This is a genomic window from Saonia flava, from assembly GCF_011927795.1.
Lineage (GTDB): Bacteria > Bacteroidota > Bacteroidia > Flavobacteriales > Flavobacteriaceae > Saonia > Saonia flava.
Genome location: NZ_JAATJJ010000001.1, coordinates 1,992,586 through 2,014,542 on the forward strand (window position 1 = coordinate 1,992,586; position 21,957 = coordinate 2,014,542).

General features: G+C 36.3%; 19 protein-coding genes. 12 read left to right on the top strand and 7 right to left on the bottom strand.

Going from position 1 to position 21,957, the window contains the following annotated elements:
• The 5 genes from GGR42_RS08745 to pheS all read left to right on the top strand — a co-directional run bounded on the left by GGR42_RS08745 (nt 1) and on the right by pheS (nt 5,562).
• On the top strand, nt 1-1,047 hold the full coding sequence (locus GGR42_RS08745; protein WP_167962927.1) for a VWA domain-containing protein: 1,047 nt from the start codon (nt 1-3) through the stop codon (nt 1,045-1,047).
• A 1-nt stretch (nt 1,048) separates the two neighbouring features.
• Nucleotides 1,049-1,924, top strand: coding sequence for a tetratricopeptide repeat protein (locus GGR42_RS08750; RefSeq protein WP_167962929.1), 876 nt, complete (start codon nt 1,049-1,051; stop codon nt 1,922-1,924).
• Nucleotides 1,908-3,689: a BatD family protein gene (locus GGR42_RS08755; protein ID WP_167962931.1), complete on the top strand. Its 1,782-nt coding sequence runs from the start codon at nt 1,908-1,910 to the stop codon at nt 3,687-3,689. The genes GGR42_RS08750 and GGR42_RS08755 overlap by 17 nt, the downstream gene beginning before the upstream one ends.
• A gap of 3 nt (nt 3,690-3,692) precedes the next feature.
• Entirely contained in the window at nt 3,693-4,451 is a 759-nt protein-coding gene (locus GGR42_RS08760; protein ID WP_167962933.1) for an SH3 domain-containing protein, read from the top strand.
• A 91-nt stretch (nt 4,452-4,542) separates the two neighbouring features.
• Nucleotides 4,543-5,562: a phenylalanine--tRNA ligase subunit alpha gene (gene pheS / locus GGR42_RS08765; RefSeq protein ID WP_167962935.1), complete on the top strand. Its 1,020-nt coding sequence runs from the start codon at nt 4,543-4,545 to the stop codon at nt 5,560-5,562.
• A gap of 22 nt (nt 5,563-5,584) precedes the next feature.
• On the opposite strand, the gene GGR42_RS08770 is transcribed toward pheS, so the two are convergent.
• Nucleotides 5,585-6,058, bottom strand: a complete 474-nt coding sequence (locus GGR42_RS08770; protein WP_167962937.1) for a CYTH domain-containing protein — start codon at nt 6,056-6,058, stop codon at nt 5,585-5,587.
• Between the two features lie 32 nt (nt 6,059-6,090).
• On the opposite strand from GGR42_RS08770, the gene dinB reads away from it, so the two are divergent.
• A complete protein-coding gene (dinB, locus tag GGR42_RS08775; protein ID WP_167962939.1) occupies nt 6,091-7,191 on the top strand; it encodes a DNA polymerase IV in 1,101 nt (366 codons plus the stop codon).
• 13 nt (nt 7,192-7,204) lie between these two features.
• Here the strand turns inward: dinB and pyk are convergent, their stop codons facing one another.
• The 5 genes from pyk to GGR42_RS08800 form a co-directional block, all read right to left on the bottom strand.
• Entirely contained in the window at nt 7,205-8,647 is a 1,443-nt protein-coding gene (pyk, locus tag GGR42_RS08780; RefSeq protein ID WP_167962941.1) for a pyruvate kinase, read from the bottom strand.
• 3 nt (nt 8,648-8,650) lie between these two features.
• Nucleotides 8,651-9,115 (bottom strand): IPExxxVDY family protein, encoded by a 465-nt coding sequence (locus GGR42_RS08785; protein ID WP_167962943.1) that lies wholly within the window; start codon nt 9,113-9,115, stop codon nt 8,651-8,653.
• Nucleotides 9,116-9,211: 96 nt separating this feature from the next.
• A complete protein-coding gene (rnc, locus tag GGR42_RS08790; protein ID WP_167962945.1) occupies nt 9,212-9,952 on the bottom strand; it encodes a ribonuclease III in 741 nt (246 codons plus the stop codon).
• A 6-nt stretch (nt 9,953-9,958) separates the two neighbouring features.
• Complete coding sequence (gene fabF / locus GGR42_RS08795) at nt 9,959-11,209, bottom strand: beta-ketoacyl-ACP synthase II (RefSeq protein ID WP_167962947.1); 1,251 nt, start codon at nt 11,207-11,209, stop codon at nt 9,959-9,961.
• Nucleotides 11,210-11,316: 107 nt separating this feature from the next.
• Nucleotides 11,317-11,550, bottom strand: coding sequence for an acyl carrier protein (locus GGR42_RS08800; RefSeq protein WP_167962949.1), 234 nt, complete (start codon nt 11,548-11,550; stop codon nt 11,317-11,319).
• Between the two features lie 160 nt (nt 11,551-11,710).
• Between GGR42_RS08800 and purN the strand changes: the two genes are divergently transcribed.
• The 4 genes from purN to GGR42_RS08820 all read left to right on the top strand — a co-directional run bounded on the left by purN (nt 11,711) and on the right by GGR42_RS08820 (nt 15,852).
• A complete protein-coding gene (purN, locus tag GGR42_RS08805; protein WP_167962951.1) occupies nt 11,711-12,280 on the top strand; it encodes a phosphoribosylglycinamide formyltransferase in 570 nt (189 codons plus the stop codon).
• Nucleotides 12,280-12,915 carry a ribonuclease H1 domain-containing protein gene (locus GGR42_RS08810; RefSeq protein WP_167962953.1) on the top strand — a complete coding sequence of 212 codons (636 nt, stop codon included), beginning with the start codon at nt 12,280-12,282 and terminating at the stop codon, nt 12,913-12,915. The genes purN and GGR42_RS08810 overlap by 1 nt, the downstream gene beginning before the upstream one ends.
• A gap of 64 nt (nt 12,916-12,979) precedes the next feature.
• Nucleotides 12,980-13,909 (top strand): PfkB family carbohydrate kinase, encoded by a 930-nt coding sequence (locus tag GGR42_RS08815; protein WP_167962955.1) that lies wholly within the window; start codon nt 12,980-12,982, stop codon nt 13,907-13,909.
• A 44-nt stretch (nt 13,910-13,953) separates the two neighbouring features.
• A complete protein-coding gene (locus GGR42_RS08820) occupies nt 13,954-15,852 on the top strand; it encodes an amidophosphoribosyltransferase (protein ID WP_167962957.1) in 1,899 nt (632 codons plus the stop codon).
• 669 nt (nt 15,853-16,521) lie between these two features.
• Here GGR42_RS08820 and GGR42_RS08825 read toward each other — a convergent pair.
• The gene (locus tag GGR42_RS08825; RefSeq protein ID WP_167962959.1) at nt 16,522-17,130 is read right to left on the bottom strand and encodes a superoxide dismutase; all 609 of its coding nucleotides are present in this window, start codon (nt 17,128-17,130) and stop codon (nt 16,522-16,524) included.
• Between the two features lie 113 nt (nt 17,131-17,243).
• Between GGR42_RS08825 and GGR42_RS08830 the strand changes: the two genes are divergently transcribed.
• Together GGR42_RS08830 and GGR42_RS08835 are read left to right on the top strand one after the other, a co-directional pair.
• Entirely contained in the window at nt 17,244-20,384 is a 3,141-nt protein-coding gene (locus GGR42_RS08830; RefSeq protein ID WP_209023942.1) for a UvrD-helicase domain-containing protein, read from the top strand.
• A 204-nt stretch (nt 20,385-20,588) separates the two neighbouring features.
• The gene (locus GGR42_RS08835) at nt 20,589-21,929 is read left to right on the top strand and encodes an OmpA family protein (RefSeq protein WP_167962961.1); all 1,341 of its coding nucleotides are present in this window, start codon (nt 20,589-20,591) and stop codon (nt 21,927-21,929) included.
• Nucleotides 21,930-21,957: the final 28 nt, after the last annotated feature.

Genomic DNA, 21,957 nt, shown 5'->3' on the forward strand with positions numbered 1-21,957 from the left:
ATGATTCAATTTGACGAAAAAATATATTTCTATCTACTGTTCATTATTCCAATAATGATAGTGGTCTTTGTGCTGCATCAAATTTGGAAGGTTAGAACACAGAAGAAGTTTGGGGATTTGTCCCTTTTAAAACGGTTGACCCCAGATAAGTCCAACTTTAAGTCATCTTTAAAATTGATATTTCTTTTGTTGGGGCTTTTCTTTTTAATTATCGGTTTGGTCAATCCTAAAATTGGCACAAAACTGGAAACCGTAAAAAGGGAAGGTGTAGACATTGTTTTTGCTGTGGATGTTTCCAAAAGTATGCTGGCAGAGGATATTGCCCCCAACCGATTGGAAAAATCAAAACGATTGGTGTCAGAAATCATTAACCAATTGGCTAGTGACCGAATTGGCATTATTGCCTACGCCGGTCAGGCTTTTCCACAATTGCCCATAACCACAGATTATGGTGCGGCCAAAATGTTCTTACAAGGAATGAATACGGACATGCTATCCTCTCAAGGAACAGCTATTAATGAAGCCATAGAATTGGCATCTACCTACTATGATGATGAGGAACAGACCAACAGGGTGTTATTCATAATTTCAGACGGCGAAGACCATTCAGAAGGAACAACAATAGATGCTGTTGAAAAAGCAGTGGAAGAGGGAATAAAGGTTTATACCATTGGTGTGGGTAAACCAAAAGGAGCGCCAATTCCAATAAAAAGAAATGGAGTTGTAGAAAGTTTAAAAAAGGATAGTCAAGGGGAGGTTGTTATTACCAAATTGAATGAGGTTGTCCTAACCGATATTGCAGATGAAGGGAACGGAGAATATATCAATGGTTCCAATACGGAAGAAGCTGTTGAAATTATAAAGGAACAATTGGCACAAATGGACAAAAAAGAGTTCGAAGCCAAACAATTTGCCGAATACAAAGATCAATTTCAATGGTTTTTGGGCTTGGGCTTATTATTCCTATTTTTAGATATCTTTCTATTGGACAGAAAAACCAAATGGTTAAAGAAATTAAATTTGTTTAACGAGGAAGAAGATGAATAATATGAAGAAGATACTTTACATTTTTTTTATGTTCGGAGTATTGGGGTTTTCCCAAGAATCCGAAGATGGGAAAACTAACAAAAAGGACTTACAGACTTCCAAAAACCTTACATGGGAAGGCAATAAAGACATTGCAGAAAATGATTTTATCAATGCCGAGGCAAATTATAGACGTGCCATATCAAAAAGTACAGATAATCCTGCTGCTTCCTATAATTTGGGGAATGCCTATTACAATAAAGAGACCTACAGTGAGGCATTCGGACGTTTTAAACAAGCTGGGGAGCTGGCATCGACCAAGGAAGAAAAACATCAGGCCTATCATAATATGGGCAATGTTTTTATGAAAAGAAAAGAATATGAAAAAGCAGTTGAAGCCTATAAAGAAGCTTTAAGAAACGATTCCACAGATGAGGAGACACGTTATAATTTGGCCTTGGCAAAAGAGTTGTTAAAAAAACAGCAGGACGAGGAGCAGAAAAACGACGAAAATAAAGACGACCAGAACCAGGAGGACAAAGAAGATAAAAACGAGGATAAAAAGGACGAAGGGGATAAAGAAAAAGACGATAAGGGGGAGCAGAAAGAAGATGAAAATAAGGACAAGGGTGACGAAGGTGACAAGGGAGATGAAAAACCTGAAGAAAACAAGGAGGGAGATGGCGATAAAAAAGAAGAGGAGAAAAAACAGCCCAATGAAGGAGATAAACCCCAAGAACAACAACCTAGACCTAACCAACTGTCTCCACAACAGGTACAGAACCTGTTAGAGGCCATGCAAAACGAAGAGAAAAAAGTACAAGAAAAAATAGATGCCCAAAAGGTAAAAGGTATTAAAACAAAAATGAAAAAGATTGGTAATGTCATTGGCAATTAAAAAATATATATTCCTGATTCCCCTCTTACTTCTGGCCTTTATACTAAAAGCCCAGGATGATGAAGTTACTTTCGAGGTAAAGGTAAGCAAGCCAAAGCTTGGACTTAATGAACGGCTTAGGGTAGATTTTATCATGAACAAAGATGGAGATGACTTTAACCCTCCAGATTTTGAGGGCTTTAGAGTTCTTATGGGACCTTCCCAATCTATTAGCTCTTCATGGATAAATGGTAAAAGATCCTATTCTAAGGCCTATTCATATACTTTGGCCCCTACTGCACGAGGAAAATTTTCCATTAAGCAAGCGTCCATTACAATAAGTGGTAAAGTGTATAAATCTCTAGCAAAGGAAATTGAGGTAACGGCGGCCGTAGACAAACCAAGTGATCAAATGACAGCGGATGATGTGGCAGATGAAAGCCTACATTTGGTTGCAGAGGTCTCAAAGGGAAACCCCTATTTAAATGAGGCCGTGACGGTGGTTTACAAGCTATATTTTAGTCCTTATGTAAGTGTCTCCAACTTTAGGGCGTTGGACAATCCCAAATACAACAATTTTTGGAGCCAGGATATGCCCGTTACAAAGTACAATGCCGAAAACGCTACCTACAAAGGGCAATCATACAGGTACGTGGTTTTAAAAAGAGTGGTTCTATACCCTCAAAAAACCGGTGAGCTGGAACTGGAACCATTATCCTTGGATGTGGTTGTGGATGTACCTACCAACAAAAGGGATTTCTTTGGGGGGCGTATTTATCAATCTACCAACAAAACAGTTTCTGCCGGAAGGCGCAACATAGAAGTAAAACCATTGCCCAATGAAGGGAAACCTGTTGATTTTACTGGCGCTGTAGGTGATTTTAATTTTTTCGTCACCACAAGCAAGACTCATCTAAATGCATCTGAATCTTTACAGGCTAAAGTGGAAGTAACCGGGAAAGGAAATTTAAAGCTCTTTCAATTACCCAAGCCAAATTTTCCAAGTTCTTTGGAAGTATATGACCCTGAACATGATGAAAGTGTGCGAACCACTTTTTCGGGAATGCAAGGAAAAGTGAACGACATGTACACCGTAGTACCATCATATAAGGGCAAGTATCCCATTCCGAGTATATCCTTCAGTTATTTTAATCCCTCTACAGAAAAGTATCATACGTTGAATTCTGATGAAATTGTGGTCAATGTATTGGAGGGTCCCACAGATGCAACAGCTACAACTTCCGGTCCCATCGCAGCAAATAGACAAGCTGTGGTGAGTTCAGGAAACCAATTTGGTTTCATTAAATTAAAACCAAATCTAAAAGCAATTGGCAGTAATTACTTTTTTGGCTCGCGATGTTTCTACCTATGGTTGTTATTGCCATTATTATTGATTCCCCTGTTCATTCTTTTCAGGAAAAAAAGGGAGGAATATACAAGTGATATAGCTGGAAACAAAGTTCGAAAAGCCAATAAATTGGCCAAGAAATATTTGTCCGAAGCCAAGAAAACATTGGGCAAAAAAGATGCTTTTTATATTGCTTTGGAAAAAGCGTTACACAACTATCTAAAGGCAAAACTAAAAATAGAGACTTCAGAATTCAGTAAGGATAAGATAACATCTATTCTGACCAAGAAACAGGTGGATCAAGAAACTATAGAAGATTTTATTGGTTTATTGAAAAACTGCGAAATGGCGCGTTATAGCCCTTTTTCAGATGTGCAAATGCAAGAGGATTATGATAAGGCAAGTGATGTAATTTCTTATTTGGATAAACAATTATAGGGTATGAAGCATTTTATAACCATACTGGCACTATTAATTTCTTTTTGGGGAACTGCCCAAAACGAAGCGCTGTTCAACAATGCAACGACCGCATATAATGAGGGAGATTATGATAAAGCCATAGAAAACTATCAAAGAATTCTTGAAAACGGTGAACATTCGGCGGCCCTATACTTTAATCTCGGCAATGCCCATTATAAATTAAACCAAATTGCCCCAAGCATTTATTATTATGAAAAAGCCTTATTATTAAAACCTAATGACCCAGAAATCCAATCAAATTTGGGCTATGCCCAGAATATGACATTGGATGCAATTGAGGAAATGCCAGAAACGGGCTTATCCAAAATTTACAAAAAGCTTACCAGTTTTCTTTCTTTTGATCAATGGGCCTATACTGCAATTGTATTAATGATTTTGTTTGTTTTAATGTACATAGCCTTTTATTATTTTAGGTACGCAACCCACAAACGCATAGCATTTATTACAAGCGTTGTTTCCCTGATATTATCCGTTTTTTCCATTGTAATGGCATATTTGCAATACAATGATTTTAACAACTACCAACCTGCTATTGTATTTGCAAATGAAACAATTATAAAATCTGAACCCAACAACCGCAGTGAAGAAGTTTTCAGGCTGCATCAAGGAACCAAAGTAAATGTATTGGAGCAGTTGAACAATTGGAAAAAAATTAAAATTCTTGATGGCAAAATAGGATGGGTTCCCTCTGATGATATCAAGATATTAAAGGATTTTTAATATCCCCATAATATCTTGGGTTAAAAACATTCCAAAAACTACCCCGTGGAGCAAAGAATTATTTTAAATTTGCTTTTCCATAGTTTTTAACATGATAGACAAAATCAAGGAACATATAGCAATCGTTAAAGGGTTTCAAAGCAAAAGCCTTGATGATATTGAAGCATTTCGCATTAAATATTTGGGTAAAAAAGGATTGCTAAATGAGTTTTTTGCTGACTTTAAAAATGTTCCCAACGAGCAGAAGAAAGAGTTTGGACAAACTATAAATATGTTAAAGACGAGTGCTGCGGATAAAATTAATTCCTTAAAACAAGCACTAGAAAACAAAACAGAGGAAAAAGGCATCTATGGAGATTTAACCCGTCCTGGGGAACCCATGGAAATTGGTGCAAGACACCCTATTTCCATTGTAAAAAACCAGATTATAGATATTTTTTCCAGAATAGGTTTCAATGTTTCGGAAGGCCCAGAAATTGAAGATGACTGGCACAATTTTACGGCATTGAACCTACCTGAATATCATCCTGCAAGAGATATGCAGGATACTTTTTTTATACAGACCGATCCAGATATTTTACTACGGACACATACCTCATCGGTACAGGTACGTTATATGGAAAATAACAAACCTCCCATCCGTACCATTTCTCCAGGAAGGGTCTATAGAAATGAAGCTATTTCAGCACGTTCTCATTGCTTCTTTCATCAAGTAGAAGGATTGTACATTGACAAGGATGTTTCTTTTGCCGATTTAAAACAAACCCTTCAATTTTTTACCACAGAGCTTTTTGGGAAATCCAAAATTCGATTGCGACCTTCTTATTTTCCTTTTACAGAGCCCAGCGCAGAGGTAGATGTATATTGGGGCTTAGAAACGGAAACAGATTACAAAATGACCAAAGGGACCGGTTGGTTAGAGATTATGGGCTGTGGCATGGTAGATCCAAATGTGTTGGACAACTGTGGTATAGATTCTAGGGAATATTCTGGTTTTGCCTTTGGAATGGGCATTGACCGTATCGCTTTATTGCTTCATCAAATTTCCGATATCCGTTTACTTAGTGAAAACGATATTCGCTTTTTGGAACAATTTAAGAGTGCATTATAAAGGCATACAAATACTGTTATCTTTAATCTTTCCATAATTTATAAGGTTTTAAACTTAATTGGGAATTGTAGTACTTTATATCTCCCGTCACTTCTTCGCCCAGCCAATTTGGTTTTTCAAAAAATTCGTTTTCTGAGCTTAACTCAACCTCCGCAACTACCAATCCTTTGTTGTCACCAAAGAATTCATCCACTTCAAACATATGTTGGTTAACCGGAACTAAATATCTTGTCTTTTCTAAAACCCCCTCTTCACACAAATTCAATAAAGATTTTGCTTCATCAACTTCTATTTCTTTTTCCCATTCAAAACGTGATGTCCCGGTTTCATTGGATTTCCCCTTAACTGTTAGATATCCAAAATCCCCATTGATGCGTACCCTAACCGTGCGATTTGGATGTGTATTTAAAAACCCTTGGACAATTAGGTTTTTTGATGTGGCCTCCTTTTTGTAGGCGTGGGAGTTGACCAAAAATTTTCGTTCTATTTCTATCATATATGTTTCCTAAGTTATTATAAATTTATAAAATGGAAACCAATATTCCCTTACGAAAAATCATCCACGTAGATATGGATGCTTTTTATGCTTCTGTAGAGCAATTGGACGACCCAACTCTTAAGGGAAAGCCCATAGCTGTGGGTGGTGCTGAAAAAAGAGGCGTTGTTTCCGCGGCCAGTTATGAGGCCAGAAAATTTGGAGTCCGCAGTGCCATGAGTGGTTATCTTGCAAAAAAAAACTGTCCTGAACTCATCTTTGTAAAACCTAGATATTCTAGATACACGGAGATTTCCAAAAAAATACGGAGCATCTTTTTTGATTATACAGATTTAGTGGAGCCGCTTTCATTGGATGAAGCCTATTTGGATGTAACAGTAAACAAAAAAGGAAATCCATCGGCAACTCTAATTGCCAAAGAAATTAGGGAACGTATTTATAATGAGTTGGGGTTAAATGCCTCTGCCGGAATTTCCATTAATAAGTTTATAGCCAAAATAGCTAGCGATTACAACAAGCCTAATGGGCAAAAAACGGTAAACCCAGAGGAAGTCCTTCAATTTTTAGAAGAATTGGAAATTCGAAAATTTCATGGTGTCGGCAAGGTTACCACAGAAAAAATGTATAAGCTCGGAATCTTTACCGGTAAAGATCTTAAAGCTAAATCCTTGGAGTTTTTGGACAGCCATTTTGGAAAAAGCGGGCGTTACTACTACTATGTTGTCCGTGGTATTCATGATAGTGCCGTCAAATCATCCAGAATTGCAAAATCCATAGGTGCAGAAAGAACGTTTCATGAAAATTTAAGTAGTGAAATTTTTATGTTGGAACGCTTGGAAAATATTGCAAATGAACTTGAAAGACGCTTGAAAAAATCCAAAATAGCGGGAAAAACAATTACATTAAAAATAAAGTACAGTGATTTTACATTAAAGACAAGAAGTAAAACACTTACCTATTTCATTGCTGATAAAAACCTGATTTTGGAAACTGCAAAGGAATTGCTCTATCAGGAAAAATTGGAAAACTCTGTTCGCCTTTTGGGTATTTCCTTGGCCAATCTTAACACAGATAAAAAAGAAAAACAGCCTCAAAAAAAGGCTGTTACGGTTCAATTAAAATTTGATTTATAGGGGGCTTTTCTAATTAGAAATTACAGCTTTCTATTTCGGTTACCCTTAAAGTGTTTACCATTCCCTTATCCTTTATGGGCATTGCCGCAAGGCTTATCAACATATCCCCAATATCCAAAAATCCCTTTTGACAAGCAATTTTATTTACATCCTCAATGGTTTCATCCGTAGAAACATTTCTATCATAATAAAATGCCTTAACACCCCATAGAAGATTTAACTGCGATAAAATGCGTCTATTGTCCGTAAATACCAAAATATGGGCACTAGGTCTCCATGCTGAAATTTGAAAAGCAGTATATCCACTATTCGTAAGCGTAGATATTGCTTTAGCTTGAATTTCATTGGCCATGTTTGCAGCATGGTAACACACAGATTTTGTGATAAATCTTTTGGTTTTAATATGTGGAGGGGCCTGCGGTACTTTAATTAATGGGGAATCTTCTACACTTTGACAAATACTCGCCATTTTTTTGATTACCTGAACTGGATAATTTCCAACCGAAGTCTCACCGGACAACATCACCGCATCTGCTCCATCCATAACAGAATTGGCGACATCGTTCACCTCTGCCCTGGTTGGGGTTAAACTGGTAATCATAGTTTCCATCATTTGTGTAGCAATGATAACTGGGATTCTCGCCTTTTTGGCTTTTAATACCAATTGCTTTTGTATCAATGGCACTTCTTGTGCTGGGATTTCAACCCCAAGATCTCCCCTAGCAACCATTAGACCGTCACAATAGGCAACAATTTTATCTATATTTTCAACCGCTTCGGGCTTTTCAATCTTAGCAACAATTGGAATTTTATACTTAGAATGTTCTTTGATCAAGTTTTGCAAATCGATCAAATCCTGACTAAAACGAACAAAAGACAATGCTATCCAGTCCACTTTCATTGATATGGCAAAAATGGCATCCTTTATATCTTTTTCTGTAAGTGCAGGCAAAGAAATATTAGTATTGGGTAAATTCACCCCTTTTTTAGACTTTAAGGGACCTCCTTGAATAACTTTTGCCTTTACCTGATCCTTACCATTGGTGGAAACAACTTCGAACATCAACTTTCCATCATCCAATAGGATATTTTCACCTGCTTTTACATCTTGCGGAAAAGAAGCGTAGTTCATATAAACCCTCTCGGCCGTACCTTCAAAAGGTTTACCGGTAACAAAAGTAATTTCATCACCTGGAGCAACAACAATTTCACCTGCCATTACACCAACCCTTAATTTTGGTCCTTGAAGGTCTCCAAGTATGGATATATTAACGCCCAATTCTTCACTTAATTCTCGAATCATTTTAACCCGTTCCTCCACATCTGCATAGTCGGCATGTGAAAAATTGATTCGAAAGACATCTACTCCGGCATTGATCATATCGCGTAACACCTCTTTCTTACTTGTTGCAGGTCCTAGGGTTGCTACTATTTTAGTCTTTTTATTGGTTGGCATTATTTAAAATATTAAGTTTTTTTTTGATTTTAACTGTTCAGTATCCAGCACATATGCTGTAACTATTCTTGGAATTGATAAAATTGATTCTATAATATTTTCTTCAACAACATTTTCATCCTGTTCAATTTTTAACAAATAATCCACTTCCTTATATTCTGGAATCAAATGATATTTTGTAAAAGAGGTTTCAAATTGAAAAAGCCCATCTTGTTCCTTTTTTTCCTCTTTAATACTACTATTTGCAATTAAGGTATAGTCCCTATCATTTACTATATCCTTCCATTCAAAAATAGGGAAAGATATGCTCTGGGAAACGTCCAAATCCTCTTTTGTTCTTTTAAAATTAGAATTTAACGTTAAGTTAATGGCATATGCAAGAGCATGGTCCTCCATGCTACTGTGCAGGGCTATCAACGCAAAAGAGTCTTCATAGAAATCTCCAGATATTTTATGCACTGTTGCCATATCCCAACTTTGTAAGCGGCAAATATATAATTAATACCCCAACCTGCCTAGTTCCAGCCTATGTTTAGATAGTATTTTGTTTTGTAGTTGAAATAGCTATTCTGATTTTTCCATTTGGTGCTGTAGTGCATAGTAGGCTCTTTTAGACGCCCTTTCTTCTGCCTTTTTCTTGGAAGTTGCCCTAGCCTTGGCCACCACATTTTGTTCTATGGAAAGCTTTACGGCAAAATGTTTTACAGTATCATTGCCTGTGTCTTCATAAACATTATAGTCAAAATCCTTTTTCATTTTTTGGCACCATTCTATAACCAAACTCTTATAGCTAATGACCTTCCCCTCCAATTGCTCAATATCCACATAAGGCTCAATAACTCTTTTATTAATGAATTTTTCACAGTAAGAATATCCCCTATCCAAATATATTGCCCCTACCAAAGCTTCAAAAACATTTCCATGAATATTGTTCCCAAAATGGGATTTTGGAATTCTGCTTTCCACATAATCAATAAGGTTTAAATCTTTTCCCAGTTCATTTAAATGATCCCTACTCACAATTTTAGATCTCATTTTGGTAAGATAACCCTCGTCCCCTTCTGGAACCATACTATATAGGTATTTGGAGATAATAGTGCCCAACATGGAATCTCCCAAAAACTCCAATCGTTCATAGTTCATTGGATTACCCTCCATATCTTTTATGTTTAAAGATCTATGAAGAAAGGCTTTTTTAAAAATCTGAAGGTTTTTGGGTTTAAACCCTAAAATTTTTGTTATCCCCAAAAAAAAATCCCCATCCTCTTTAGAATGGGAATTAAATATTTTTGGTGGGAAATTCATATAATTCTAGCTGATTTTTTTAAAAAGTACACAGGCATTATGGCCTCCAAATCCAAAAGTATTGCTCATGGCCACATTAACTTCCCGTTTTTGAGCCTTGTTGAGCGTAAGGTTTAATTTAGGATCTATATTCTCATCCACAGTGGTATGGTTTATTGTGGGCGGTACAATTCCATACTTCATAGAAAGCAACGAGGCAATTGCCTCGATAGCTCCTGCAGCTCCCAATAAGTGACCTGTCATGGATTTTGTTGAATTTATATTAATATCAGGAGCATGTTCCCCAAAAATTTGGGTAATTGCCTTTAATTCTGCAACATCTCCCAAGGGAGTAGATGTACCATGTGTATTTATAGCATCCACATCTTCTGGTTTTAAACCAGCATCCCGCAAGCAATTTTCCATCACTTTCACTACTCCAATTCCATCTGGATGGGGAGCGGTCATATGATAGGCATCACTGGACATTCCGCCTCCAACAACTTCCGCATATATTTTTGCGCCCCTTGCCTTGGCATGTTCATATTCTTCCAAAACTAAGGCTCCTGCACCTTCTCCCAGCACAAAACCATCCCTAGTTGCATCAAAAGGTCTCGATGCAGTTTCAGGGCTTTCATTTCTTGTAGAAAGGGCATGCATAGCATTAAAACCACCCATACCTGCTATGGTAACGGCAGCCTCACTACCCCCTGTAACAATGATGTCACAATGGCCTAATCTAATGTAGTTCAGTGCATCTATCATTGCATTTGCAGATGATGCACAGGCAGAAACTGTGGTATAATTTGGCCCCATAAATCCATGCTTTATGGATATGTTTCCTGGAGCAATATCTGCAATCATTTTGGGAATAAAGAAAGGATTAAATCTTGGTGTGCCATCGCCTGCGGCAAAGTTTAAAACCTCATTTTGAAAAGTTTCCAAACCACCAATGCCCGCTCCCCAAATTACTCCAACTCTGAACTTGTCCACTTTGTCCAAATCCATATTGGAATCCTTAATGGCTTCATCCGATGAAACCAAGGCATATTGAGCAAACCTGTCCAATTTGCGAGCTTCCTTTCTATCAAAATAGTCCTCGGGATTGTAATTCTTTAGTTCGCAAGCAAACTTGGTCTTGAACTTTTCACTATCAAAATAGGTAATAGGTGCACATCCGCTTTTTCCATTCTTCAATGCTTCCCAATACTCATCAATGTTGTTACCTATAGGTGTTAAGGCACCTAAACCTGTAACCACAACTCGTTTTAACTGCATGGAGCTTAATTTTGTTTAAAACCTAAGTCAGGTGAAATTAAAAAAAAATATCCATGCAGCATTGTTACCACATGGATAATTTATAATCTTAGCAAGATATCATAAAATTACTTGGCTTCTTCTATATAATTTATAGCTTGACCTACAGTAGCAATATTCTCTGCTTGATCGTCTGGGATTTGAATATCGAATTCTTTTTCGAACTCCATAATCAACTCAACAGTATCCAATGAATCTGCTCCTAGGTCGTTGGTAAAGCTAGCTTCGGCAACAACTTCGTTCTCATCAACACCTAATTTGTCTACGATGATAGCTTTTACTCTTGATGCAATGTCTGACATAATAATATTTGTTTTAATAAATTTAATCGTTGGCAAAAATAAAAAACTTTGGATTAATAACGCTAATTGTCGGTAAAATGTATAGTAATTTAATAAAATTAATCCTTAAAGAGTATTAATTTAGCCCAAAATCTCTATTAAGATAACGTTGTTATATTGCATGAAACGTATTGTTCTTTTTGCCTCTGGTTCTGGTTCTAATGTTGAAAACATAGTACATTACTTTCAAGATAATGCCAACGTTACCATTGCCACTGTGCTTACTAACAAAAGGGATGCCAAAGTTTTAGATAGGTGTAACGCCTTAAATATAAGCTCTTTATGCTTTAACAAAACAGCATTTTACACAACTGACTGTGTTCTTAATTTGCTCAAGTCCCTTAATCCAGACCTAATTGTACTTGCAGGTTTTCTTTTAAAAGTACCTCATAAAATAGTGGAGAGCTTTCCAAAGAAAATAATAAATATTCACCCAGCCCTATTACCCAAATATGGTGGAAAAGGCATGTACGGAATGTATGTTCATAAGGCCGTTAAAAAGAGTAAAGATGTAGAAACAGGGATTACCATTCATTATGTTACTGAAAATTATGATGAAGGAGCCATAATTCATCAGTCCAAAACAAAAATAACCCCAGAGGACAGTGCAGAGACCATTGCAGAAAAGGTACACCAGCTAGAATACGAACACTTCCCAAAAATAATTGAACAAGTATTGACCCAGTCCTAATGTCAAAAAAAGAGAAATTCTACACAGTTTGGAAAGGAAATAAACCTGGTGTTTATACAAAATGGGCTGATTGCAAGAAAGCAATTGATGGCTACAAAGGTGCAGAATACAAGTCATTTTTATCTTTTGATGAGGCAAAAAAAGCATACAATGGCAAGTACAGTGACTACAAAGGAAAAAAAACCTCAAAACCAATACTTTCAAAAGAAGAGCTCCTTAAAATAGGAGAGCCCAATTATAATTCTATTTCTGTTGATGCGGCTTCCAGTGGAAATCCCGGAACTATGGAATATAGGGGCGTAGATACCAAAACAGGCAAAGAACTTTTTAAACAAGGGCCTTTTCAGCAAGGAACCAATAATGTGGGTGAATTTTTGGCTTTGGTACATGGTTTGGCTTTTTTAAAAAAACAAAAAAGCAATAGAATCCTTTACACCGATTCCAGAACGGCAATTAGTTGGATTCGCAAAAAAAAATGCAATACCAAACTTGTGGAAAATGCCGACAACAAACCTATTTTTGATTTGGTCCGCAGAGCCCATCAATGGTTACAAACAAATACCTATACCACCAACATAGTAAAATGGGAAACTAAGGCATGGGGAGAAATTCCTGCAGATTTTGGACGTAAATAATTCCTCTTTTGAATTTGAATATTGAATCCTCATTCTCGTATATTTGCACCAAAATTATCTTTGCATGGGCAAACTTGTAATTGTGGGCACCGTAGCCTTTGATGCCATTGAAACTCCTTTTGGAAAAACAGACAAAATTTTAGGTGGTGCAGCAACATTTATTGGTCTTGCCGCTTCGCAGTTTCACAATATAGATGCTGCCATTGTATCAGTGGTTGGGGACGATTTTCCCCAAGAATATTTGGATTTGCTCATCAGTAAAAAAATTGACATCTCCTCCTTAGAAATTGTTAAGGGGGGCAAAACCTTTTTCTGGAGTGGCAAATATCACAATGATCTTAACTCAAGAGACACCTTGGCGACAGAGTTAAACGTCCTTGCAGATTTTAATCCTACAGTACCAGATAATTATAAAGATGCTGATGTTGTAATGCTAGGAAATCTTCATCCAAGCACCCAAATGAGTGTTATTGAACAAATGGAGAAAAAACCAAAATTAATTGTTCTTGACACCATGAATTATTGGATGGATAATGCCTTGGAAGAACTTTTGCAGGTTATTCAACATATAGATGTGATAACTATTAATGATGAAGAGGCTCGGCAATTGACCAATGAATATTCACTAGTAAAAGCCGCAGAGAAAATTCACAAAATGGGACCAAAATTTGTGGTCATTAAAAAAGGGGAGCACGGAGCTCTGTTGTTTCATGATGAAAATATATTCTTTGCCCCTGCCCTGCCGTTAGAGGAGGTGTTTGACCCCACAGGTGCTGGAGACACATTTGCAGGTGGTTTTGTTGGCTATATAGCCGAAACCAAAAATATTTCTTTTAACAATTTAAAGAACGCCATCGTACATGGTTCCAACCTAGCATCGTTCTGTGTGGAGAAATTTGGCACCGAACGCTTGGAAAACTTGGATTCAAAAGAAGTAAAACAAAGACTGCTTCAATTTAAGCAATTGACACAGTTTGATATAGAATTAGAATAACCCCATGCCCTGAAAATTCAGGGCTTTTTTAATTTGAATAAATAATGAGTGATGCCATTAAACATGAATGCGGAATTTCCCTTATCCGCTTGTTAAAACCATTGGAATACTATAAAGAAAAGTATGGCACTGCTTTTTATGGTGTAAACAAAATGTACCTCATGATGGAAAAGCAGCACAATCGTGGACAAGACGGTGCTGGTTTTGCAAGTATTAAACTGGACATGGATGCTGGTGAAAGATATATGAGCAGAGTACGTTCTATAGCCCAACAACCTATTCAAGATATATTTGCTCAAATAAACAATAGAATAAACACCACACTACAAGAGCATCCAGAATACGAGAACAATGTGGCATTACAAAAAAAGAACATTCCCTACATTGGGGAAGTGTTATTGGGTCATGTCCGTTATGGTACTTTTGGCAAGAACAGCATTGAAAGTGTACATCCTTTTCTAAGACAGAATAACTGGATGCACCGTAACATTATTGTTGCCGGGAATTTTAACATGACAAATGTTGATGAACTTTTTGACAATCTTGTTCAATTGGGGCAGCATCCTAAAGAAATGGCGGATACTGTTACGGTTATGGAAAAGATTGGTCATTTTTTAGACGATGCCGTTGCCAAACTTTATAAAGAAATAAAAAAAGAAAACGTAAGTAAAAAAGATGCTTCTCCCCTAATTGCGGAAAGATTAAAGCTTTCCAAAATTTTAAAAAGAGCTTCCAAGAATTGGGATGGGGGTTATGCCATGGCGGGCATGTTAGGTCATGGCGACTCTTTTGTACTGCGTGATCCTGCAGGCATACGGCCTGCATACTATTACCATGATGATGAAATTGTGGTTGTTGCCTCAGAAAGACCGGCCATACAAACCGTTTTTAATGTCAAATTTGAAAAAGTTAAAGAACTAGATCCTGGGCATGCAATTGTCGTAAAAAAGAGTGGTGACTTTTACATTAAAGAAATATTGCCCCCAACGGAACGAAAAGCATGTTCTTTTGAACGTATATATTTTTCTAGGGGAAGTGACAAAGAAATCTATCAAGAAAGAAAAGAATTAGGAAAATTAATTTTTCCCCAAATCCTTGCTTCCATTGATAGTGATATTAAAAATACCGTTTTTTCATATATCCCAAATACTGCAGAGACTTCTTTTTTTGGTATGGTCAAAGAAGCTCAAAATTATTTGAATAAGAAAAAAGAAGAGCAAATCCTCTCTATTGGCTCCAACATTAGCAAAGAAGAATTACATAAAATTTTGGAGGTTAGGCCCAGAATAGAAAAAGTTGCAATAAAAGATGCCAAATTAAGAACGTTTATTACCCAGGACAGTAGTAGGGACGATTTGGTAACACATGTATATGATATCTCTTACGGGTCTGTAAAAGAAAATGACAATCTTGTAATTATTGATGATAGTATTGTTCGTGGCACAACTCTTAAAAAGAGCATTCTAAGAATTCTGGACAGATTATCACCTAAAAAGATAATTGTGGTTTCATCTGCCCCACAGATAAGATATCCAGACTGTTATGGGATAGACATGGCCAAACTAGAAGACTTTATTGCTTTTAGAGCTGCTTTGGACCTTCATAAAGATGCAAACACCATGGATGTTGTTGAAAACATTTATAAGAAATGTATTGAACAAGTACATTCAAAAGACAGAGATGTCATTAATTATGTAAAAGAATTTTATTCCCCGTTCACGGCTGTTCAAATTTCCAAAAAAATAGGAGAACTTTTAAGTCCGGATGATATTAATGCAGAAGTAGAAATTATATATCAAACCATTGAAAATTTACATCTAGCATGTCCTAAAAATTTAGGCGATTGGTACTTTACCGGAAACTACCCAACACCTGGCGGCAATAAGGTTGTGAATAGAGCTTTTATCAATTTTTACGAAGGAAAAAACGTAAGAGCTTACTGACGGCATTCGACAAGATGCACACAATGCTGTATTTCATCGGTAAAATATGCGTTTTGTCGTACTTATAGCTTTTTAAGCACCATGCTCAACTATTTTAGACTTGCCATAGCATAAGTAGGTTAAGTTCATGGTAAGATTTGGGGCAAAAAAGGTGGAGACTTCTCCACCTTTTTTATTGCCTCTCTCTTTTATGTAAGCATTTTCTCCACCTTTTATAAAGCAATTATTTTTAATCTGTATTTCAACCAATTATAAGGGTATTCATCCAAAAACTTTTAGAAAACATGCGTCCCATCTTACCTTTGGAGGACCATAGCATAAGTAGGTTAAGTTCATGGTAAGATTTGGGGAAAAAAGGCGGACTAACATCCGCCTTTTTTATTGCTGAAAATCAACATATTAGTTAGTTTTTTCCTTCTACTCTACACTAGAAAAATATTAAAAACAGTATCCCTAAAATTAAAATTTCTTAAAATTTCTTTGTTATTTCTCACAATACCAGTAATTTAGTCCCGCCATAGCATAAGTAGGTTAAGTTTATGGTAAGATTTGGGACGAAAAGGGTGGGGGCTTCTCCACCCTTTTCTATTTAAGTAAATCCAAAAAAAAATCCGCACCAGTTTTACTGGACGGATTTTTATTGTTCAACAAGCTATTTAAGGGTCTGCTTTATTTGTTTGCTTTATACAGCTCCGCAACTTTATCCCAGTTTATTACATTAAAAAAGGCATTGATGTAATCTGGTCTTCTGTTTTGATAGTTTAAATAATAGGCATGTTCCCAAACATCTAATCCTAAGATTGGGAAACCTTCACAACCAATTCCGGGCATAATCGGGTTGTCCTGATTAGGTGTTGAGCAAATTTCTACTTTTCCACCTTTGTGAACACACAACCAGGCCCATCCAGAACCAAATCTTGTCGCTGCAGCAGTAGAAAACGCATCCTTAAAACCCTCATAAGAGCCAAAAGCATCATCTATTGCGCTTGCCAACCCTCCTGTAGGTGTTCCTCCTCCATCTGGTGACATTATTTCCCAAAACAGGGAATGGTTATAAAATCCTCCTCCATTATTACGAACGGCCCCGTTGGACAAATCCAACCCTGTAAGAATTTCATCTATGGATTTTCCTTCCAAATCGGTTCCTTCTATGGCCCCATTTAGTTTTGTAGTATATCCATTATGGTGTTTGGAATGATGAATTTCCATGGTTCTAGCATCAATATGTGGTTCCAGTGCATCATATGCATAGGGTAATTTTGGTAATTCAAAAGACATAATTATTCTGTTTTTAGATTAAAAAATATAGGAACTCAAATTTACACTTTTATAAGATAAATTACACTAATTCTTTGTTAAGAACTCTCTAAGAATGCTTAATTTGCACATAAATGCACGTGCAAAAGAGTTCTTATAAAATCTATAATGCTTCCGCGGGTTCTGGCAAAACCTATACACTCGTAAAGGAGTACCTCAAAATAGTTTTCTCCTCGAAAAACAATTGGGCTTACCAACATATATTGGCCATTACGTTTACCAATAAAGCTGTAAACGAAATGAAAGGCAGAATCCTTGAAAGCTTGCACAGTTTTAGTAAAATTTCTGATTTCACCAATGCTCCATCTTTGTTTAAAGATTTACAACACGAGTTGGGTATTGATCCCGATGAGTTAAAGAAAAAATCAAAAAGTATATTAAAAGATATTCTTCACAACTATGCCTTTTTTGATATTTCTACCATAGACAAATTTACCCACAGGCTAATTAGAACATTTGCAAAAGATTTGAACCTTCCCCAGAATTTTGAAGTGGTCATGGATACTGAACTACTATTGGCCGAAGCTGTCGACAGGTTGATAAGTAAAGCGGGTGAAGACAAAGAACTCACAAAAATATTGATTGATTTTACTTTGGAAAAAATTGATGATGATAAAAGTTGGGATGTTTCATTTGATTTAAATAAAATTGGAAAACTACTTTTTGATGAGACCCATGCGCCCCATCTTGATAGACTAAAAAATAAAAGCATTGATGATTTTCTGGATTTGCAAAAACGGTTGAAGGACAAAATACTCTCCCAACAAAGAGAATGTGCCCAAAATGCAAAGACCATTTTACAGTCAATTGAAAATAGTGGGCTGGAATACGGAGACTTCACCAGAAAAACCCTCCCAAATCATTTCTTAAAACTAACCAACAATATTTTCGACTATCAGAAACTTTATACTAACAAACTAGAGGAAAACTTAATTGAAGGAGCTATCTACAACAAAACATTGGATTCCGGAAAAAAGGAGGTCATTGACCAATTGCTTCCCCAATTATTGGAAACCTATTTAATAATTAAAAATAGCATATCGGAAATTGCCCTGTTAAAAAACGCATATGGCAACGTTGTTCCCTTAACGGTTCTAAATGCAATACAAAAGGAAATAAGGGAAATTGAGGAAGAAAGAAATCAAATGCACATTTCCGCTTTCAATACAATTATATCCAAAGAAATTAAAAATCAGCCCGCTCCTTTTATTTATGAACGTTTGGGAGAAAAATACCGACATTATTTCATAGATGAGTTCCAAGACACTTCCCAAATGCAATGGGAAAATTTAATCCCACTTGTTGGCAATGCTCTCGAAGGCGAAAACATAAAAGCAGAAAAAGGCTCCTTGTTTTTAGTGGGCGATGCCAAACAGGCAATTTATCGATGGCGAGGAGGAAAGGCGGAGCAGTTTTTAAATCTCATTACTTTAAAAAGTAATCCCTTTGTTATTGAACCAGAAACCCAAAATCTTCCTTCAAATTATAGGAGTCATAAAGAAATAGTTGAATTCAACAATGGGTTTTTTACGCATATTTCGTCTTTCCTAAATAATGAAATCTTTAAATCGCTCTTTATTGAGGGAAATAAACAAAACTATAATTCCAAAGAAAAGGGTTTTGTCCAACTTTCCTTTTTAGAGGGTCGTCCGGAAGAAAATGATGATGTTCTTTATTGCAATGAGGTTCTAAATACTGTTTATTCAATCCTAGAAAAAAAATATGAATATCGGGATATATGTATCCTTGTAAGAGAAAACAAAAAAGGGGTTTTCTTGGCAGATTTTCTTGTCCAAAATGGAATTCCAATTATTTCAACGGACTCCCTTTTATTGGTAAGCAGTAAAAAGGTCCAATTCTTAATCAATCTTTTACGGTATTTTGTCAACCCAGAAAATTTAAGCAATGCCTATTCCTTACTATATTATCTAGCTCCTGATAATGAAAACAAACATGAATATATCGATCAGCATTTAAGTTCATTAGAAGTACTTTTATTGGATTTTTATGATTTTAGTTTGGAACGGATCAAGCAGACATCAGTTTACGATGGGCTAGAATATGCCATAAAGCAATTTTCTTTAATTAACGGGTCCAATGCACATATAACTTATTTGTTGGATAATGTTCTGGACGTTGAACAAAAAGAAGGGACCGGCATTCATACTTTTCTCGCCTTTTGGGACAAAAAAGGTGAGAAGTTGAGCATTCCTGCCCCAGAAAATATAAATGCTGTCCAGATAATGAGTGTTCACAAAGCAAAAGGACTGGAGTTTCCCATTGTTATATTTCCTTTTGCCAATTCCGACATATACAGCCGAAAGAGGGGGAAAGATAAAAAAATATGGTTTCGTCCAAATTCCAATTATACAAATGGGTTTGAGGAACTTTTATTGACCAAAAAGCAGGAAATGGAGCATTATAATGATGTCTCTAAAGAATTATATATAGATGAACAAACCAAACTGGAATTGGATGCTTTTAATGTTCTATATGTTGCATTGACCAGGGCTATTAAATCTTTGTATATAATTACCATGAAAGACCTTTCCAGTAAGGGAGATTACAAAACCGACTACTATTCCGGCTTATTTATAGATTATTTAATTCATAAGGGGCTTTGGGATTCACAAAACAACATATATAAATTTGGAATCCAGGAAGCAGCAATAATAGAAGAACAATCTAAAAATCAAGAACAAAGTATAAAATACCAGTATACCTTTAAGGAAAGGCCCAGTTTTAATATACTCACCAAATCCGGTGTGTTATGGGGAACAAACAGGGAAAATGCACTTTCAAAAGGTAATACGCTCCACCATATCATGGGGCATATAGAAACCATAAAGGATGTGGACAAAGCTTTTGATTCTCTAGTCCAAAATGGAGATATAACAGAAGAGGAAATTAATTTTCTTAAAAACCAAGTATTCCAAATCATTCATCACCCACTATTGTCACCCTATTATGACATTGGTGTTCTAGTTAAAAATGAAACCGACATTATTATCAAAGATGGGAATATACTGCGACCGGATCGAGTTGTTTTTGAAAATAAGAACGCAACGGTAATTGATTATAAAACTGGTTTAAAAAACCCGAAGTACAAACAACAACTGTATTCATATTCAGATGCCTTGGAAGATATGGGGTTTTATGTTGAAAATAAGATTATTGTCTATATTAATGATACAATTACACCAGAATTCATTTGATTTTCTTCATCAATATAATTGATTCAACATTCACCCCTGATTCAATATTCGACAATGTTTTATGATAATAAAAGAGAAAAAATCGTTTAAATGCATCTTTTTTAGTATGAAATGCGTTAAAAAAAATGGGAAATTGATTTTGTTAATAATATTTAACAACTTACATTTGCAGCTAATAAACACTTAAAACTTAAATTTTTAAACATGAAACATCTTAGCAAATTATTAGTTGTTGCCTTACTTCTTGTAGGTTTTAGCAACGTACAAGCGCAAGACGAAAACAACCCATGGCAGATTAGCTTTGGTGTAAACGCAGTGGACGTTTATCCTACGAGTGATGTTAGTTCTTTTGGTAATGAGTTCTTTAATGCAACTGACCACTGGAATATCTTGCCATCTATTTCTTATGTTGGCTTATCTAAGTCTGTAGGTGATGGGTTTTCTGTAGGCGCTAGAGGTTCTTTAAACAGAATCAGCAAATGGGGCGATGTTGCAGTAGATGATTTATCATACTATGCCGTAGATGGTACCATTAAATACAATCTTCTAAAAAACACTGTAGTTGATCCATTTATTGAAATTGGTGGTGGTTACACTTGGATTGATGAAGTTGGTGCCGGTACTGTAAACGGTGGTGTAGGTCTTAACTTCTGGTTTTCAGAAAACATGGGTCTTACCTTACAAACTCAATACAAACATGCATTTGAGGACTATTTAGCTCCTCACTTCCAACACTTGGCTGGTCTTGCTATCAAATTTGGTGGTACTGATACAGATGGTGATGGTATTTATGACAAAGATGATGCTTGTCCAGAAGTTGCTGGTCTAGAAGCTTTCAACGGTTGTCCAGATGCTGACGGTGATGGTATTGAAGACAGCAAAGATGCTTGTCCAAATGCTGCAGGTTCAAAAGAAATGAACGGTTGTCCAGATGCTGACGGTGATGGTATTGCTGATAAAGATGATGCTTGTCCTAGCGAAGCTGGTTTGGCTGCCTTAGCTGGTTGTCCAGATGCTGACGGTGACGGCGTTGCTGATAAAGATGATGCTTGTCCTAGCGAAGCTGGTCCAGCTGAAAACAAAGGTTGTCCTTGGCCAGATGCTGACGGTGACGGAGTATTGGATAAAGATGATGCTTGTCCAGATGTTGCTGGTACTGTTGCCAACAAAGGTTGTCCAGAAGTAACTGAAGAAGTTCAAAAGCAATTGAATGATTATGCAAGAACTATCTTGTTTGATACTGGTAAATCTTCTATCAAAGCTGAGTCTACTTCAGTAATGGTTGATATCATCCAAATCTTAAGCGAGTATCCAACTGCTAAGTTTACTGTTGAAGGACATACTGATAGTGTTGGTAGTGCATCATTGAACCAGAAATTATCTGATTCTAGAGCCAATTCAGTTAGAGATTTCTTGATTAATGAAGGAATTTCTGCTGATAGATTGACTGCCATTGGATATGGTAAAGACAAGCCAATCGCTACAAATAATACAAGAGCTGGTAGGGCTCAAAACAGAAGGGTAGAAATCAACTTGATTAAATAAATCAAGTAAAACCTTTTTAATAAAATTA

Bases quoted from the DNA above. Each gene is read 5' to 3' on its own strand.
- GGR42_RS08745 (WP_167962927.1), top strand. From the start codon at position 1: ATGATTCAATTTGACGAAAAAATATATTTCTATCTACTGTTCATTATT.
- GGR42_RS08750 (WP_167962929.1), top strand. From the start codon at position 1,049: ATGAAGAAGATACTTTACATTTTTTTTATGTTCGGAGTATTGGGGTTT.
- GGR42_RS08755 (WP_167962931.1), top strand. From the start codon at position 1,908: ATGTCATTGGCAATTAAAAAATATATATTCCTGATTCCCCTCTTACTT.
- GGR42_RS08760 (WP_167962933.1), top strand. From the start codon at position 3,693: ATGAAGCATTTTATAACCATACTGGCACTATTAATTTCTTTTTGGGGA.
- pheS (WP_167962935.1), top strand. From the start codon at position 4,543: ATGATAGACAAAATCAAGGAACATATAGCAATCGTTAAAGGGTTTCAA.
- GGR42_RS08770 (WP_167962937.1), bottom strand. From the start codon at position 6,058: ATGATAGAAATAGAACGAAAATTTTTGGTCAACTCCCACGCCTACAAA.
- dinB (WP_167962939.1), top strand. From the start codon at position 6,091: ATGGAAACCAATATTCCCTTACGAAAAATCATCCACGTAGATATGGAT.
- pyk (WP_167962941.1), bottom strand. From the start codon at position 8,647: ATGCCAACCAATAAAAAGACTAAAATAGTAGCAACCCTAGGACCTGCA.
- GGR42_RS08785 (WP_167962943.1), bottom strand. From the start codon at position 9,115: ATGGCAACAGTGCATAAAATATCTGGAGATTTCTATGAAGACTCTTTT.
- rnc (WP_167962945.1), bottom strand. From the start codon at position 9,952: ATGAATTTCCCACCAAAAATATTTAATTCCCATTCTAAAGAGGATGGG.
- fabF (WP_167962947.1), bottom strand. From the start codon at position 11,209: ATGCAGTTAAAACGAGTTGTGGTTACAGGTTTAGGTGCCTTAACACCT.
- GGR42_RS08800 (WP_167962949.1), bottom strand. From the start codon at position 11,550: ATGTCAGACATTGCATCAAGAGTAAAAGCTATCATCGTAGACAAATTA.
- purN (WP_167962951.1), top strand. From the start codon at position 11,711: ATGAAACGTATTGTTCTTTTTGCCTCTGGTTCTGGTTCTAATGTTGAA.
- GGR42_RS08810 (WP_167962953.1), top strand. From the start codon at position 12,280: ATGTCAAAAAAAGAGAAATTCTACACAGTTTGGAAAGGAAATAAACCT.
- GGR42_RS08815 (WP_167962955.1), top strand. From the start codon at position 12,980: ATGGGCAAACTTGTAATTGTGGGCACCGTAGCCTTTGATGCCATTGAA.
- GGR42_RS08820 (WP_167962957.1), top strand. From the start codon at position 13,954: ATGAGTGATGCCATTAAACATGAATGCGGAATTTCCCTTATCCGCTTG.
- GGR42_RS08825 (WP_167962959.1), bottom strand. From the start codon at position 17,130: ATGTCTTTTGAATTACCAAAATTACCCTATGCATATGATGCACTGGAA.
- GGR42_RS08830 (WP_209023942.1), top strand. From the start codon at position 17,244: ATGCACGTGCAAAAGAGTTCTTATAAAATCTATAATGCTTCCGCGGGT.
- GGR42_RS08835 (WP_167962961.1), top strand. From the start codon at position 20,589: ATGAAACATCTTAGCAAATTATTAGTTGTTGCCTTACTTCTTGTAGGT.